Source organism: Sphingomonas anseongensis (assembly GCF_023516495.1).
Taxonomy (GTDB): domain Bacteria; phylum Pseudomonadota; class Alphaproteobacteria; order Sphingomonadales; family Sphingomonadaceae; genus Sphingomicrobium; species Sphingomicrobium anseongensis.
On record NZ_JAMGBC010000001.1, the window covers coordinates 141,916 to 156,967 of the forward strand.

15 protein-coding genes are annotated in these 15,052 nt (G+C 65.2%); 8 read left to right on the forward strand and 7 right to left on the reverse strand.

What is annotated here, in order from left to right:
* Positions 1-52: 52 nt before the first annotated feature.
* Genes guaB through LZ519_RS00770 form a run of 3 tightly spaced genes read left to right on the forward strand, consistent with a single transcriptional unit; the run spans position 53 to position 3,232 of the window.
* On the forward strand, positions 53-1,531 hold the full coding sequence (gene guaB, locus LZ519_RS00760; RefSeq protein ID WP_249866843.1) for an IMP dehydrogenase: 1,479 nt from the start codon (positions 53-55) through the stop codon (positions 1,529-1,531).
* Positions 1,532-1,534: 3 nt separating this feature from the next.
* A complete protein-coding gene (locus LZ519_RS00765; RefSeq protein WP_249866844.1) occupies positions 1,535-2,710 on the forward strand; it encodes an RsmB/NOP family class I SAM-dependent RNA methyltransferase in 1,176 nt (391 codons plus the stop codon).
* A gap of 27 nt (positions 2,711-2,737) precedes the next feature.
* Positions 2,738-3,232 carry a tetratricopeptide repeat protein gene (locus LZ519_RS00770; protein ID WP_249866845.1) on the forward strand — a complete coding sequence of 165 codons (495 nt, stop codon included), beginning with the start codon at positions 2,738-2,740 and terminating at the stop codon, positions 3,230-3,232.
* A 2-nt stretch (positions 3,233-3,234) separates the two neighbouring features.
* On the opposite strand, the gene rsmA is transcribed toward LZ519_RS00770, so the two are convergent.
* The 4 genes from rsmA to LZ519_RS00790 all read right to left on the reverse strand — a co-directional run bounded on the left by rsmA (position 3,235) and on the right by LZ519_RS00790 (position 8,770).
* The gene (gene rsmA, locus LZ519_RS00775; RefSeq protein ID WP_249866846.1) at positions 3,235-4,080 is read right to left on the reverse strand and encodes a 16S rRNA (adenine(1518)-N(6)/adenine(1519)-N(6))-dimethyltransferase RsmA; all 846 of its coding nucleotides are present in this window, start codon (positions 4,078-4,080) and stop codon (positions 3,235-3,237) included.
* Positions 4,050-5,054: a 4-hydroxythreonine-4-phosphate dehydrogenase PdxA gene (gene pdxA, locus LZ519_RS00780; RefSeq protein ID WP_249866847.1), complete on the reverse strand. Its 1,005-nt coding sequence runs from the start codon at positions 5,052-5,054 to the stop codon at positions 4,050-4,052. The genes rsmA and pdxA overlap by 31 nt, the downstream gene beginning before the upstream one ends.
* 26 nt (positions 5,055-5,080) lie before the next feature.
* Positions 5,081-6,457, reverse strand: coding sequence for a peptidylprolyl isomerase (locus LZ519_RS00785; RefSeq protein WP_249866848.1), 1,377 nt, complete (start codon positions 6,455-6,457; stop codon positions 5,081-5,083).
* A gap of 69 nt (positions 6,458-6,526) precedes the next feature.
* Complete coding sequence (locus LZ519_RS00790; protein ID WP_249866849.1) at positions 6,527-8,770, reverse strand: LPS-assembly protein LptD; 2,244 nt, start codon at positions 8,768-8,770, stop codon at positions 6,527-6,529.
* 197 nt (positions 8,771-8,967) lie between these two features.
* Between LZ519_RS00790 and LZ519_RS00795 the strand changes: the two genes are divergently transcribed.
* From LZ519_RS00795 to LZ519_RS00810, 4 genes are all read left to right on the forward strand, one after another.
* Positions 8,968-10,434, forward strand: a complete 1,467-nt coding sequence (locus LZ519_RS00795; protein ID WP_249866850.1) for a leucyl aminopeptidase — start codon at positions 8,968-8,970, stop codon at positions 10,432-10,434.
* Between the two features lie 10 nt (positions 10,435-10,444).
* Positions 10,445-10,903 carry a DNA polymerase III subunit chi gene (locus tag LZ519_RS00800; RefSeq protein ID WP_249866851.1) on the forward strand — a complete coding sequence of 153 codons (459 nt, stop codon included), beginning with the start codon at positions 10,445-10,447 and terminating at the stop codon, positions 10,901-10,903.
* Positions 10,904-11,032: 129 nt separating this feature from the next.
* On the forward strand, positions 11,033-11,332 hold the full coding sequence (locus tag LZ519_RS00805; protein ID WP_249866852.1) for a glycine zipper 2TM domain-containing protein: 300 nt from the start codon (positions 11,033-11,035) through the stop codon (positions 11,330-11,332).
* A 116-nt stretch (positions 11,333-11,448) separates the two neighbouring features.
* Positions 11,449-12,555, forward strand: coding sequence for a hypothetical protein (locus LZ519_RS00810; RefSeq protein ID WP_249866853.1), 1,107 nt, complete (start codon positions 11,449-11,451; stop codon positions 12,553-12,555).
* Here the strand turns inward: LZ519_RS00810 and LZ519_RS00815 are convergent.
* Together LZ519_RS00815 and cysE are read right to left on the reverse strand one after the other, a co-directional pair.
* Positions 12,536-12,877 carry a DUF2794 domain-containing protein gene (locus LZ519_RS00815; protein WP_249866854.1) on the reverse strand — a complete coding sequence of 114 codons (342 nt, stop codon included), beginning with the start codon at positions 12,875-12,877 and terminating at the stop codon, positions 12,536-12,538. The two genes, LZ519_RS00810 and LZ519_RS00815, sit on opposite strands and share 20 nt — an antisense overlap.
* Positions 12,874-13,563 (reverse strand): serine O-acetyltransferase, encoded by a 690-nt coding sequence (cysE, locus tag LZ519_RS00820; RefSeq protein WP_431358100.1) that lies wholly within the window; start codon positions 13,561-13,563, stop codon positions 12,874-12,876. The genes LZ519_RS00815 and cysE overlap by 4 nt, the downstream gene beginning before the upstream one ends.
* Before the next feature lie 125 nt (positions 13,564-13,688).
* Between cysE and LZ519_RS00825 the strand changes: the two genes are divergently transcribed.
* Positions 13,689-14,453 carry a sulfite exporter TauE/SafE family protein gene (locus LZ519_RS00825; RefSeq protein WP_431358101.1) on the forward strand — a complete coding sequence of 255 codons (765 nt, stop codon included), beginning with the start codon at positions 13,689-13,691 and terminating at the stop codon, positions 14,451-14,453.
* A 6-nt stretch (positions 14,454-14,459) separates the two neighbouring features.
* Here LZ519_RS00825 and LZ519_RS00830 read toward each other — a convergent pair whose 3' ends face one another.
* Positions 14,460-14,978 carry a carboxymuconolactone decarboxylase family protein gene (locus tag LZ519_RS00830; RefSeq protein ID WP_249866857.1) on the reverse strand — a complete coding sequence of 173 codons (519 nt, stop codon included), beginning with the start codon at positions 14,976-14,978 and terminating at the stop codon, positions 14,460-14,462.
* Between the last annotated feature and the right edge of the window lie 74 nt (positions 14,979-15,052).

Below are 15,052 nucleotides of genomic sequence, written 5' to 3' on the forward strand. Positions count from 1 at the left end.
GGTCAGGCGTGCCCCCCTTGCGCGAATCGGTCCTGCTCTGCCATGGGCCGATATGGCCGACCCCAATAACTCTCCAGACGTACCGCTGGGCCTGACGTTCGACGACGTCCTGCTCCAACCCCTCGAATCGAGCGTTCTTCCGAGCCAGGCCGACACCAGGACCCAGCTGACGCGCGAAATCCCGCTCAACATCCCGATCCTGTCCTCGGCGATGGACACGGTGACCGAAGCCGACATGGCGATCGCGCTGGCCCAGCTTGGCGGAATCGGAGTCCTTCACCGCAACCTTTCGCTCGAGGAGCAGGCGGCGGCCGTCCGGGCCGTAAAGCGCTTCGAAAGCGGAATGGTCGTCAACCCGATCACGATGCGGCCGGACCAGACGCTCGCCGAAGGGCTCGAGCTGATGAAGGCGAACCGGATCAGCGGCATTCCGGTGGTCGAGAAGTCGGGCAAGCTGGTAGGGATCGTCACCAACCGCGACGTCCGCTTCGCCGAAAATCCGAAGCAGCCGATCTCCGAGCTGATGACCAGCGAGAACCTAGCCACAGTCAGGATTGGAACCAGCCAGGAGGAAGCGCGCCGAATCCTTCACCAGCGGCGGATCGAGAAGCTTCTGGTCGTCGACGAACACAATCGCTGCGTCGGCCTCATCACCGTCAAGGACATCGAAAAGGCGGTCGCTGCGCCGCTCGCGACGAAGGACGCCGAAGGCCGCCTTCGGGTGGCTGCTGCGACGACTGTCGGCGACAAGGGTTTCGAGCGGTCGCAGGCGCTGATCGAAGCCGGCTGCGACTGCATCGTCATCGACACCGCGCACGGCCACAACCTCGACGTCGGTCGCGCGGTCGAAAGGGTGAAGACGCTGTCCAACTCGGTCCAGGTGATCGCCGGCAACATTGCGACCGCGGACGCTGCAAAAGCGCTGATCGATTCGGGCGCCGACGCGATCAAGGTCGGGATCGGCCCGGGCTCGATCTGCACCACTCGAATCGTCGCGGGTGTCGGCGTTCCGCAGCTGACTGCAGTCATGGCGGCAGCCGCCGCCGCGCGTAAGTCCGGCGTGCCGGTCATCGCCGACGGCGGAATCCGGACCAGCGGCGACATCGCCAAGGCGCTGGCCGCGGGCGCATCGACGGTGATGGTGGGATCGCTTCTCGCCGGAACCCAGGAAGCTCCGGGCGAGACCTTCCTGTATCAGGGCCGGTCGTACAAATCCTATCGCGGCATGGGGTCGGTGGGAGCCATGGCCCGCGGCTCCGCCGACCGCTATTTCCAGCAGGACATCACCGACCAGCTCAAGCTCGTTCCCGAAGGAATCGAGGGCCAGGTTCCGTACAAGGGCCCCGTTAGCGAAATCATTCATCAGCTCGTTGGCGGAGTGAAAGCGGCTATGGGCTATACGGGCTCCGCGACGATTTCCGACCTGCAGAAGCGCGCGAAGTTCGTCCGGATCACCAACGCCGGCCTGTCAGAAAGCCATGTCCACGATGTCGCGATCACCCGCGAGGCGCCAAACTATCCGACGCGTTAGGCGATGACCCCCGCGGCACGCCTTCAGGCTGCGATCGAGGTTCTCGACCAGGTCATCCAATCGGCGGCCGAGGACGGGCCACCGGCCGACACGATCGTCACCCGCTACTTCAAGATTCGCCGCTATGCGGGGTCGAAGGACCGACGGGCAGTCCGCGAGCTGGTGTTCCGTGCAATCCGGCGGACCGGCGAAAGGCCGGAAAGCGGGCGGGCTGCGATCGTCGGCCTGGCGAATGATGATCCCGAGCTGCTTGAGCTTTTTGGCGAGCCTCGTGGGCCGGACGTGCTTCGCGACGGTGAAGCGGCGGCTCCGCGAGCCATCGTTCCGCATTGGCTGGAGCCGGAGCTTTCACCGCTTGTCTCCAGCGAGGAATGGCCGGCACTGATCGAGCGGGCTCCGCTGGACCTTCGGGCGAACATGGCGCGCACGACCCGCGAAGCCATGCTGGCCGTCTTTCCGGGCGCGGAGCCCACGCCGCTCAGCCCGTGGGGGATTCGCCTCCCTTCCGACAGCCGCATCGATGATTCTCAGCCTTATCTAGAGGGTCTGGTCGAGGTTCAGGACGAGGGAAGCCAGCTGATCGCGCTCGCCTGCCACCCGCAGCCTGGCCAGCGAGTCCTCGATCTCTGCGCAGGGGCGGGGGGCAAGTCGCTGGCTCTCGCGGCCGCCGCGCCGGACGCGACAATCCTTGCGACCGACTCCAACCGTGCGAGGCTGGGCAAGCTGCTTCCGCGCGCCGAACGGGCAGCGGCGGCGATCGAGACTCGCTTGCTGAGCCCGCCGCGCGAACTCGAGGAGCTCGACGACTGGCGCTCGGGCGCCGACGTGGTCCTGGTCGATGCACCATGCTCCGGAAGTGGGACCTGGAGACGAAGCCCGGACGCCCGCTGGCGCCTCAATGCCGACCGGCTCGATCGCCTGATCGCCGCCCAAAGCCGCCTCCTCGACATCGCCGCCGAGCTGGTGACGCCGGGCGGATCGCTCGTCTATGCCGTATGCTCGCTCTTCTCTCGAGAGGGGGCGCGGCAGGTCGGCTCCTTCTTAGGGCGGCGTTCAGATTGGCTCGTGCAGGATATTCTTCCGGGCGCTGGGCGTTTGGACGGAAGCGGCCGGATCTTGACCCCCGGCCACGACTCGACGGACGGCTTTTTCATCGCGCGGCTCGGTAAGCCATGCTAGGAACTTGGCCGACCTATGGAGAATATCATGCGGGTTTCGCTTCGTTTTCTGGCCTTGGGCCTTGTCGGTACGGCGCTTGCCAGCCCAGTCATCGGACAGCGGCCGGACAACCAGATTTTGCCGCGTTCGGTCGAACTGCAGCAGCAGGCTGAGAAGGAGCTTGTGGCCGGAAGGTTGATGGAAGCCGGCGACCTGCTCGAGACCGCCCTTGCGGTCGATCCGCGCAACCGCTCCGCGTTCGTCGATCTCGCCCGCGTCGCCAAGCAGCAGAAGCTGTTCGGAAAGGCGATTCGGCTCGCCAACGAGGCGCTTCTGCTCGAGCCCAATGACCTCGACGCGATAGAGATCCAGGGCGAAGCGATGGTCGAGCTGGGGGCTGTACCGCGCGCCAGGGAAAATCTCGCCAAGCTACAGAAGCTCTGCTCGAACACCTGCCGTCAGGTGGCGCAGCTCTCGAGCGCGATTTCGCGCGGGCCGACGGTCGCAGCGGCAAAAACTCCCGAATCGCCGAAGAAGGACTAAGCTCAGCTCAGCAGGTGGGCGAGGGCGACGAAGTCGGCCACTTCCAGAGTTTCCGCCCGCCGCTGCGGGTCGATCCCAAGTTTATCAAGTGCTTCGAGCGCCCCCGGCACGCTCTTCAGCGATGACCGAAGCATCTTCCGTCGCTGACCGAAGGCGGCTTCCGTCAGGCGCTCGATCATCGCCGGCTTCACTCCATCCGGCGTCTGGCCGGGCTCGATCTGGACGACCGCCGAGGCGACCTTGGGTGGGGGCACGAAGGCCGATCGGCTGAGCTGCATCGCAATCCGCGGCTGTGACCGCCACTGGGCGATGATCGACAGCCGGCCGTAGGCGTCGCTTCCGGCGCGGGCCACGATCCGCTCGGCCACTTCCTTCTGGAACATCAAAGTCAGCGACCGCCACCACGGGGGCCATTGCGTCGTGAGCCAGCGAAGCAGGAGGGCGGTCCCGACATTGTACGGCAGGTTCGCGACCACGCGCCCGTGCCCGCCGACCAGCTCTTGCTCGTCCACCCGTAGCGCATCGCCTTCAACAAGCCGAAGCTTGCCGGGAAACTCGGCTGCAAGTTCTGCGAGCGCGGGCGCGAAACGCCGGTCGCGCTCAACCGCGACAACCTTGGCGCCGCGTTCCAGAAGCGCCCTCGTTAGCCCGCCGGGCCCCGGGCCTACCTCCAGCACGGTCTCGCCGTCCATATCGCCGGGGATCGCCGCGATTCTTGCCAGCAGCTGGCGGTCGAGGATGAAATTCTGCCCAAGGGCCTTGCTCGCCTGGAGTCCGTGGCGAGCGATGATGTCGCGGAGCGGTTCCGGCCCGCTCGTCACGCAGCCGCGGAGCGGTTCGCCGCACATTCGGCCGCCAGCCGCAGTGCGGCGGCCATCGGCCTGGGGTCGGCCTTGTCCTGTCCAGCGATGTCGAACGCGGTGCCGTGGTCAGGCGCGGTACGGACGATCGGAAGCCCGAGCGTGATGTTGACGGCGTCGGTGAAGTGAAGCGCCTTCACCGGGATCAGCGCCTGGTCATGATACATGCACAGCGCCGCATCGAAGCGCGCCCGAGCTGTCTCGTGGAACAAGGTGTCCGCGGGATGAGGACCTGTCACTCGCCATCCTTCGGCACGAAGCGCCGCGATCGCGGGAGCGATGACCTCGATCTCCGCCTGTCCGAGCAAGCCGCCTTCGCCGGCATGCGGGTTGAGCCCGGTGATCGCCAGGCGCGGCTCGGCAATTCCGAAGTTGCGCTGAAGGCCGCGAAGGGTTGTCCGCCCACGAGACTCAATGAGTGCTGCGGTCAGCTCGTCCGGAACATCGCGAAGCGGGATGTGTGTGGTGACGGGAACGGTCCGCAGAGTCGCCCCCGCGAGCATCATGACGACATTGGCTGAGGCAATTCCGCAGCGCTCGGCGACGAACTCGGTCTGGCCCGGATGGCGGAATCCGATCGAGTAAAGCTGTTCCTTCGACACTGGGCCAGTGACTACCGCGGAAGCCGATCCGGATCGTGCCAGGCCGACGGCGATTTCGAGCGCATCGAGCGAGCAATGCGCGCCGGCGACGCTCGGATGGCCGGGCCGGTCCTCCTCCGGCGATGGAATCTGGATCAGGGGAAGCCCGACGTCGAAGGCCGAATCCGCCTCGCGCGGGTCGTCGATCGTCGCGATCTCGCCGTCCCACACCGCCCGGACGGACCTCGGGTCGCCGATGGCGACGAAAGGCGGCAGCTCGAACCGGTCGCGATTGTCCCAGCATTTGGCGATCACTTCCGGACCGATTCCCGCAGGATCGCCCAGCGACACTGCGAGCGGGGACAGGGGCGATCTGGACACGGCGGCGCCTTAGCCGAATTGCCGCTCTAGCGGAATTCGATCACCGCATCGCGTCGAAGGTCGCGCAGGTAATGGCGAGCGCGGACGTTCACCCGCTCCTCGTTGAGCTGCGCATAGACCTGGTCGAAGGTCGGCGCGCTGGGGTCGACCTCGTCGCGGCCGCAGATGACCAGCGTTCGAACCCCCTCTTCGACGGAACCGAAGGGCGGGGTCGCCTGGCCGACCTGCATCGGCAGCATGATGTCCTGGAGGGCCGGCGGTAGGTCGCGAAGCTTCAGGTCGTCGCTCGACACGATCTCTCCGTGGAAGTCGACAGCCATCTTGTCTGCCCCGCCGCAGCCGCCGATGGTCCGCGCAGCCTCTGCGAAGCGCGCCAGGACCGGAGCCGCCTGGTCCCTCGTCGTACCCTTGGGGAAGCTGATCGAAACCTGCTTCAGGCTGAGCACCGCATTGCGCGGGTCGGGCGTGAGCACCTTGCGAGCGTCCTGGAGCGCGATGATCGATACGCCGCCCGGCACTTCGATCGGCACGCTGACCTGGCCCGGCTTCAACGACTGGACGACGGAGGCGAGCTGCGGCGGAAGCTGCGCCGGGCGGACCCAGCCCAGGTCGCCGCCGACCGCTGCGGTCGAAGCCTCGGAATATTGGCGCGCATAGCCCGCGAAGGATGCTCCGTTCTTGATCTGCGCGAGGATCTGGTTGGCCGTGGCGGTTGCCTTGGCCTCATCGCCCGCCGCCGAAATATAGATTTCGCTGACCCGATATTCGTCGGCGCCCTTCGACGCGTTCAGCTTGTCGAGAACCGCCTTCACCTCGTCGTCGCCGACGCTGACCGTGCTTTCGATCCTCTTCTGCTGAAGGCGGGTCCAGGCGATTTCGCCCTCGATCTGCCGGCGGATCGACCGGATCGACGAGCCGTGGGACTTCAGGAAGGCGGCAAGCTGTTCCGCTGTCTGGTTGTTCTGCCCTGCAACGCGCTCCACCGTCTTGTCGACGTCGGCGTCCGTCACCTTGATCTTGTCGGCCTTCGCCGCCTGGATCTGGAGGGTCTCGTCGATGAGGTTGCGAAGCACCTGCTGGCGAAGCGCTTCCATCTGGTCGGCGGGAATCGCGCCGCCGTTGGAGATTGCCAGGAGCGCGAGCCGCTGGTCGATGTCGGACTGGGTGATCACGTCGCCGTTGACCAGCGCGGTCGCTTTCACGACCGACGGAAGAGTCGTTCCGAACAGCTGCGGGTTTTCAGGAAGGTTGAGCGGCCGCTTTCCCGGTGCCGACGCTTCGGGTGCCGGAGATTCAGGTGAAGCCGTCGTTTGGCTCTGAGCCAGTGCTGCAGTGGCGACTCCAAGCGCCAGGACCGCAATGCCCGTACGGGCGTGCGCCCCAAGTAATCCAGAGAATGCCACGTGCGATTTTTCCCTTATTGCCCAAACAAATCCGCGTTTCGCATTTAACCTGGCCCGCTGAACGCAAGCTTAGCGGCCGAGACCCTTCAATCCTATCTGGAGTGCGAAGGTGCTGCCTTTGCGGAACTCCCCGAGCCGCTCATAATCGCGGCGCCAGGTAAGGCCAAGCTCCAGGCATTCGTCCTCATAGGAAATTCCGAGCCGATTGCGAACCGGTTCATATCCGTCGGCGACCGAGAAGGGATCTTCGCGCTTGTCCGTGAGATCGATGACCGTCGCTCCGAAGATCGACCAATAGCGAGCGAACTTGACCCGGCCGGCAAGTCGCAGCTCCTCGCGATCGCGAAGGTCCTCGACGGTCGGGTTGATGTTGCGATTCAATCGGAGGTACCCGACCTGCGCATAGGTCTGGTCGCTTCCGACGGTCAGGTCGAGCTCGTTCCTTCGAACCGCGAAATTGTGCTTGTCGACCCGGTAACGGTGGGTGACGTCGATGAACCGGCCGTAGCGGATTCGTGTTCGCCCGACGATGTCCGACAGCCGGTCGGTCAGGCCGGTGCCGTCGGGAAAGATGCCGGGACGCCGATTGAGCCGGTAGCTCTGGCCGATCGTCGTGCTGATCGAAAGGTTCGGGCGATCGTAGGACCAGTCCACGCCATAGGTCAGCCGCGAGGAATCCTCCCAACGGTCGTAACCGGGGAAACGGTTGAGCGCGAACAGGTTGCTGTCCTCCAGATCGACCGATCGGGCATCCTCGTTCGGGATTTTCAGGTTGGTCGTCGGCGGCGTGGCGACCAGCTGCACCCGCGGGACGAGCCGCTGGATCCCGCCGAACAGGGGTCCGATGAAAGGCCATTGGACGTCGGCAGCGAAGGCAACGATCCCGCGCGTGTGCCATCCGTCCTCGCCGCGATAGATGGGCACCACCGTCTCGGCAGCATCGTCGGTATGATAGATGTCGCCGCGGATGTAGCCGGTGAGAGTGACCTGCTGGCCCATCGTCGTCAGCCGGCGAAGGTCCCAGCGAGCGCTCGCGAAGGCGCGCTGCGTGTCCTGTCCGTCGATCCGGAGGATGGCCAGGCTGTTCGCTTGAAGCTCAACCTTGCCGCCGACGATCCTGTCGTCGAGTAGGAACCGCGCATCGATGGCGGGCAGCGCGATCGGGATCTGCTTCTGCACGTCGTCCACCCGAAGGCCCTGGAAGGCCCAGCCGGCGATCGACACGTAACTGTTGGGGGTGATCCGCTCGGCGTTGACGAAGTTGCGCAGGCGATCGTCGCGGGTGATGTCGTAGCGGCGGGTCACGGTCTTGTCGCTTGCGACGCGGAAAAATCCGGTGAGGCTCCACAGCGGATCGAGCTGCGCTTTTCCGTTGGCCTCGAAATAGCCGCGAAGCTCGCGGCCGCCTTCGGGCCGGTGCGTCAGGTCCGCATTCTCGACCTGGCTGTAGGCGAGGAAGCCGCCGACCTGGAAGGCGCCGACGCTGTTGAGCTGCCGGTAGCGCGCCTCGATCGCCGGCAGGGTGCCGGTGTAAATATGCGGGATGACTGCGAAATCGCGGTTGGGGGCGATTCGCCAGTAATAAGGCAGTGCGACCTCGAACCCGTTGTTGCGCGAGATCTTAAGCTCCGGGACCAGCCAGCCAGTTGCCCCTTCGCCACTAGTCCCGACGCTGAAGACCGGAAGCAGCGGAAGAGTGATCCCGAACAGTTGAAGCCGCCCGCCCTGGAACCGGATTCGCTTGTGCGCGGGGTCATCGATCACTCTCGCCGCGGTGATCATCCAGCTCGGCCGCTTCGGACACCCGCTCTCCCTGGTGACGGGGCAGGGCGAGTAGACGGCATTTTCGAGTGTGACGATGCCGTTGCTCCGGCTTCCTCGCCGAGCCGCAATTCGGCCACCGCTCTCGAGCACCACCAGCAAATTGTCGACGACCCCGTCGCGCATCGTGTCGGTCAGGGCGACGCTGTCGCCGATCAGCTTGTCGCCCTGCGGGTCGACGACGACGACATTACCTTCGGCCCGAACGTCGCCCGTCTTGCGGGTCCAGACGACGCGATCAGCCGCGAGATAATTGCCCTCGCGCGACATCCGGACCTGGCCGGTCGCCGTGACGATGTCGTTCTCGCTGTCGTAGACGAGCTGGTCCGCACTGAATTCGATCACCGGCTCTGCAGAGGGATCGACCGCCAACGGCTCGGCTGATGGGTGATCCTGCGCTTCATGCTGGGCGGCCGCGGGGGCCGCCAGCAATGCCGCAAGCGGAAGCGCAGTCCACCAGATCAGCCGCCACCCAAAGTGCCGATTGCGCAATCGCCTGCCTTCCGCCCGCAAATCCACTCCGCCGCGCACGGCCTATCGCACCTTTGGCACTCGCCGCAATCGCCTTGACCGGGAACCCGCCTTATCCGGCAAACGCCTGATCGGCGCCGCCTTTGCCAAGGGTAACCGAGCGTCCTAAAGCCCGCGCAACCTTACACTCACGATTTGCCAGGGACACTGAATTGACGATGAAGATTGAATTCGCCGTATCCCGCCCGGACGGGGACTACGCGCTGGTTATCCCGTCGGCGGGGAAGGCCCGTCCCGCCGCGTCATCGATCGGCGACAAGGGGAAGGTCGAGGCCGCTCTCGAGCGTCAGCGTTTCGACGGAGATTTGGGAAGCGCTGCCGAAGTGTTCATCGACGATGGCGGCACGACGCGCCGGCTGCTCGTCGTCGGCACCGGCGGCGATTCGACGCCTCAAGATTCCGCGGAAAAACTAGGAGGCACCGCAGTGGCGCGCCTCCTCAAATCCGGCGAGACCCGCGCGGTCATTGACCTAACCGGCCTCAACTATGATGCGGATTCGGCGGCTCGGGTCGCCCTTGCCGCCGCGCTTCGCTCGTGGCGCTACGACCGCTACCACACGAAGCTCAAGGACAAGCATAAGCCGACACTCAAGTCGGTGACGGTGGTCGGCGCCGGCGACGGAGCTGCCGACCGGTGGAAGAATCGCTGGCAGCCGCTCGTCGACGGGATCGACCTCACCCGCAGCCTCGTCACCGAGCCCGCCAACATCATCTACCCCGAAAGCTTCGTCGACCGCTGCCGCGACCTCGTCAAGCTCGGGATCGAGATGGACGTCCTCGACGGCAAGCAGATGAAGGAGCTCGGAATGGGCGCGCTGCTTGGTGTTGCCCAGGGCTCAGTTCGCGACGGCCGCCTGCTGGTGCTCCGGTGGAACGGCGGCAAGGAGGGCGAGACGCCGACCGCGTTCGTCGGCAAGGGAGTCACCTTCGACACCGGCGGAATTTCGATCAAGCCCGCTGCCGGCATGGAATCGATGAAGTGGGACATGGGCGGCGCTGGCGCCGTCGTGGGCGCGATGAAAGCGCTCGCACTTCGCAAGGCCAAGGCCAACATCATCGGCGTCTGTGGCCTCGTCGAAAACATGCCCGGGGGCAACGCTCAGCGGCCCGGCGACGTGGTCACGACCATGTCCGGCCAGACGGTCGAGGTGATCAACACGGACGCCGAAGGGCGCCTCGTCCTGGCTGATGCGATCACCTACGTTCAGCGCAAGTACCGGCCGGCGACCGTCATCGACCTCGCGACTCTCACCGGGGCGATTCTGGTCAGCCTCGGCCATGAGTTTGCGGGACTCTTCACTCCGGACGACGAGCTAGCGGGCAAGCTTCTCGACGCGGCGAAGGAGAGCGGAGACAAATTGTGGCGGATGCCACTCGCCGAGCCGTTCGACCGGCTGATCGATTCGCAGATCGCCGATGTGAAGAATGTCGGGCCGCGCGAAGGCGGGTCGATCACCGCTGCGCAATTCATCAAGCGGTTCGTCGAGGACGGCGTCAAATGGGCGCACCTCGATATCGCCGGAATGGCGTGGTCGGACAAGCCGAGCTCGACGTACGACAAGGGTGCGACGGGCTTCGGAGTGCGCCTGATCGACCAGTTCGTCGCCGCCAACCTGGAGGCGTAAAGGCCGTCAGGTGCGCGTCGATTTCTATCAGCTCGGCGCAATCCCGATCGAACAGGTGATCGCTAGCCTGGCCGGCAAGCTTCTGGCCGAGCAGGAGCGTTTGCTCGTCATCGCGGACGACGAAACGCAGCTCGCGCGCCTCGACCGCCTGCTGTGGGATCAAGGGCCGGCGAGCTTCCTTCCGCACGCGATGGCGGGCGCGAGCGAGGATCCGCGCCAGCCGATCCTGCTATCCACCAGCCCGGACGCAGCCAACCGCGCCCGGAACCTGCTGATTGCCGATGGGGCGTGGCGCGACGCGGCGCTCGCCTTTCACCGCGCCTTCTACCTGTTCGACTCCAACACGCTGGAAGAGGCGCGATCGGCATGGCGCTCGCTTGCCGGCCGCGACGATGTCGAGCGGCATTACTGGGCGAACGAGGACGGACGCTGGGCGGAAAAAGCCGCCGATTCTCGCTCCCCTTCGTAAATCCCACTCCACCGAACGCCTTGGCGACTCATCTCGCCGTAAATCGGGTCCGAAACGTTTACCGTCGCCTCGCCTGCCCTGACGCGTCTCGACAATAAGCGGGCAAGAGCAACAGACCACGGGTGGTTGATGAAGAAGTTGATGATGGGCGCAGCAGCGCTTGCGCTCGCCATTCCCGCTGTGCCTCAGCCGGCGCAGGCTCACCGCAGCAACGCTTACCACGGGAAGGTGTGGAGGGATTCGCACGGGCGGCTGCGCTGCAAGCGCCCCAACGGCACCACGGGCCTCATTATCGGAGCCGCGGGCGGTGCGCTGGTGGGACGGGCGGTCGACACTCATGGCGAGCGGGCGACCGGGACAATCATCGGAGCTGCGGCAGGTGCGCTGATCGGGCGAAGCGTCGAACGATCGCGGGTGCGCTGCCGCTGAACGGACGGCCGGCACTCCGTAGTTCCCAACTCCCCCATCGGAGTGCCGGCCAACTTGGTGGTGTGTTGACAGTATAATACACCAGCTGTACTTTGCCCCCCGGAAGGGGTGCTCTCATGTACAGTCAAAATGACCTGGACGATGCAGTGGCCGCGGGCGCGATGAGCGCCGAATCCGCAGCCGCTCTTCGCAACTTCATCGAAACGCAGCGCTCCGCGCCCGCGGTCGATGAAGAGCAATTTCGCCTGATAACGGGTTTCAACGACATCTTCGTTTCAATCGCGGCAGTGATCCTGCTCGTCGCGGTCGGGTGGATCGGGCAGTGGCTCGGCACCTATGCGCAGACCAACGTCGACGGCGACGGCCCGTCGTTCCTCGCTCCGCTCGCAGTCGCTGCGACGAGCTGGGGGCTGGCCCTGTTCTTCACCGCAAAGCGGCGGATGGCACTTCCGTCGATCATCCTGTTGCTGGCCTTCGTCGGCTCGGTGTTCGCTGCCGTAGCCTTCGCTCTCGTGCTTGCGGTCGGGCCGGACGTGCTGGACAACAACACGCAGCTTGCGGGCGTCCTCGGCGCGGTTGCCGGGGCAGTCGCTGCCGCTGCCGCATGGGTCCACTGGAAGACGTTCCGCGTACCGATCACCGTGGCTGCCGGGGCGGCCGCCGTGGCGTCGATCGCCGTCGGACTCCTCGTCGCGGCGCTCGGGCCGAAGCTCGAGCAGTCGGAGAATCTGGTTCTCGGTTTCGTCCTCCTGCTCGGCGTCGGGGTGTTCCTGTTCGCGATGCGCTGGGACTCGTCCGATCCGGCCCGCGTGACGCGTCGCACGGACGTCGCCTTCTGGCTTCATCTGCTTGCGGCGCCGATGATCGCTCATCCGGTCTTCGCGCTTCTCGGCCTCAACAATGGCAATGTCGGGATCGGCGAAGGCCTGGTTGTGGTGTTGCTTTACATCCTGTTCGGGCTGACCGCCCTGGCGATCGACCGCCGTGCCCTGCTGGTTTCAGCGCTCGCTTATGTCCTGTTCGCGCTGAACGAGCTGTTTAAGCAGTTCGGGGCGATTGAGCTCAACGTCGCGCTGACCGCGCTGGTCATCGGTTCGTCGCTGCTTCTGCTGTCGGCATTCTGGCACCAGGCACGCGAAGTTGTCGTAAGGCCGCTTCCGGAAAGCCTCCGGGCCAGGCTGCCGCTTCTCGACCGGTCGGCAGTCAGCCAACCAGCCGCATAAGCCTCCGTTCGAGCGGGGCCATGACACCAGCAAGGTCGTGGCCCCGCTTGATCACCAGGCCATGCTCGCTGACGAGCGCGAACGCCCCCTGCTTCAGCCGAAGCTCGGGGCGCTTTTCTATGCGCACCTCCGGCCGCTCCGCGTGGCGGCGGAAGGCGGCGAAGACCGCGATGTCTGGGTGGTGGCCAAGCGCATAATCGCGCCAGTGCCCGGCGGCGACCATTCGTCCGTAAAGGTCCATGATCCGCATCAGCTCGCGGCGGTCGAAGCTGGTGATCGGGCGCCGATCCCTGGGATTGGGAAACGACGCTATAACGCTCAAGCGCGCTTGCTCCTGGCGGGCGCCTCCTTGACGCCTGTCCTCGCTTTCGCCTCCTCGCGAAGTCTCACGATCTCCCGCTCAAGCTCGCACAGGCGGGCCAGCACCGGGTCCGCGATCTCGTTGCACGGTGTGCCGTAGGGCAAGAACTCCCTCGGTTCAGCGGTCTCGATGTCGACCGGCACCGGCTTGGCCGGGATTCCGACGACGGTGGCGCCGGCCGCGACGTCCCTTGTGACGACGGCATTGGCGCCGATCCTCGCTCCCTCCCCGACGGTGATTGGACCGAGCACCTGCGCTCCGGACCCGATGACCACCTTGTCGCCGATCGTCGGGTGCCGCTTACCGGCCTTCCCCGTGTGGGGACTTGTGCCGCCCAAGGTGACGTTCTGGTAGATGGTCACGTCATCGCCGATCTGGGCAGTCTCGCCTATCACGGTGAAGCCGTGGTCGATGAAGAACCGATGACCGATGCGGGCGCCCGGATGGATGTCGATCGCCGTCAGGAAACGGGAAAAATGGTTCACGCAACGCGCGAGGAAATAGAGTTGCCCGCCGTATAGCCAGTGGGCGACTCGGTGAAGCACGAGCGCCCAGGCACCGGGATAGATCAGGACTTCCCAATGCGAGCGCGCCGCCGGATCGCGCGCTTCCACCGATTCAAGATAATCGAAGAGGCCTGAAAACAAGCGCATGCCCTTTGAACTGTTCGTGGCCAATCTAAGAACGACTGAGCGCTATTGCCAGAAGGTAAGCTTGTGCGCCGGCTTGCGTCGGTGCAGTGGCGCACCGGCAACAGGGTGAGTAGCGGGCGATCATTCCAACCCTCATGAACGAGCCGTCGGTGCTCGTCCCCTTCATCCTGATCGGCTTTGCCGCGCAGCTCATCGATGGTGCGCTGGGGATGGCTTATGGCCAGATCTCGAGCACGCTGCTGATCAGCATGGGCGTTCCGCCCGCGCTCGCTTCCGCGGGAGTCCACACCGCTGAGACCTTCACCACGGCGGTTTCCGGGATCAGCCACACGGCCCATCGCAACGTGGACTGGCGGCTGTTCTTCCGGCTCGTGATCCCGGGCGTGATCGGCGGGGTTCTCGGTGCCTACGTGCTAACGGCCGTCGACGCGTCCGTCGCCAAGCCCTTCGTGCTCGCCTATCTCACGGCTCTGGGCGTCTACCTATTCTATCGCGGAGTGATGCACCGGCACACGGAACGGACGCCGAAGATCGTTTCGCCGCTAGGGCTTGCCGGTGGATTCCTCGACGCGGCAGGCGGCGGTGGCTGGGGTGGGATCGTAACTTCGAACCTTCTCGTCCAGGGCAGCAATCCCAGGCGGACGATCGGCACGGTCAACACGGCCGAGTTCTTCGTCACCCTGACGATTTCCGCGACCTTCCTGGCGGCCCTCGGCTGGGAGGCCTTCACCACGGCGACGGTCGGCCTCCTCATCGGCGGGGTCATCGCGGCGCCGTTCGGGGCCTTGATCGCCAAGAGGGTCAATGCCGACCGGCTGCTGACCTTTGTCGGGGCGCTGCTAACCCTGGTGAGCCTCTACGGACTGTATCGGGCGCTCGCGTGACGATTGCTACAGTGTCGCGTGAACGGTCGCGAGCGCCTTCATCACGGCGGCAATCCTCACCGCCGACTGGATCACGTCGGATTTCACTCCATGGTCCAGAAGCACGCGCTCGTGGCTGTCGATGCACATGCCGCAACCGTTCATCGCCGATATGGCGAGGCTGAAGAGTTCGAACTCTTCCTTGGCGATCCCGTGGCTGGCGATGAAGTTCATGCGAAGCTTGGCCGGCATGGTCCCATATTCCGGGTTCGCGACGAGATGGACGAAGCGGTAATAGACGTTGTTCATCGCCATCAGCGCCGCGGCTCCGCGGGCGGCGTTCGCCTGACTTTCCGACAATTTGCCTTCCACTTCGGCCTCGGCGGCCTCGACCAGCGGTTTGTATCCCGATCCGTGGGCGCAGCTGAGCAGGAGCCCGTTCTTCCGCTCCTCGCCCAGCAGCTCGTCGGAGAGGATGGAGGTGAGGTTCAGCCGGATGTCCTTCGCATAATCGGGAAGGCTTTCGGCAAAGGCTTTGAGGGACATGGTTGGTCTCCGGAAAATCGATCGTGAAAAGGGGGCGCGGAACATGCCGTCCCGCGCCCCCGAGGTGTTGCGAA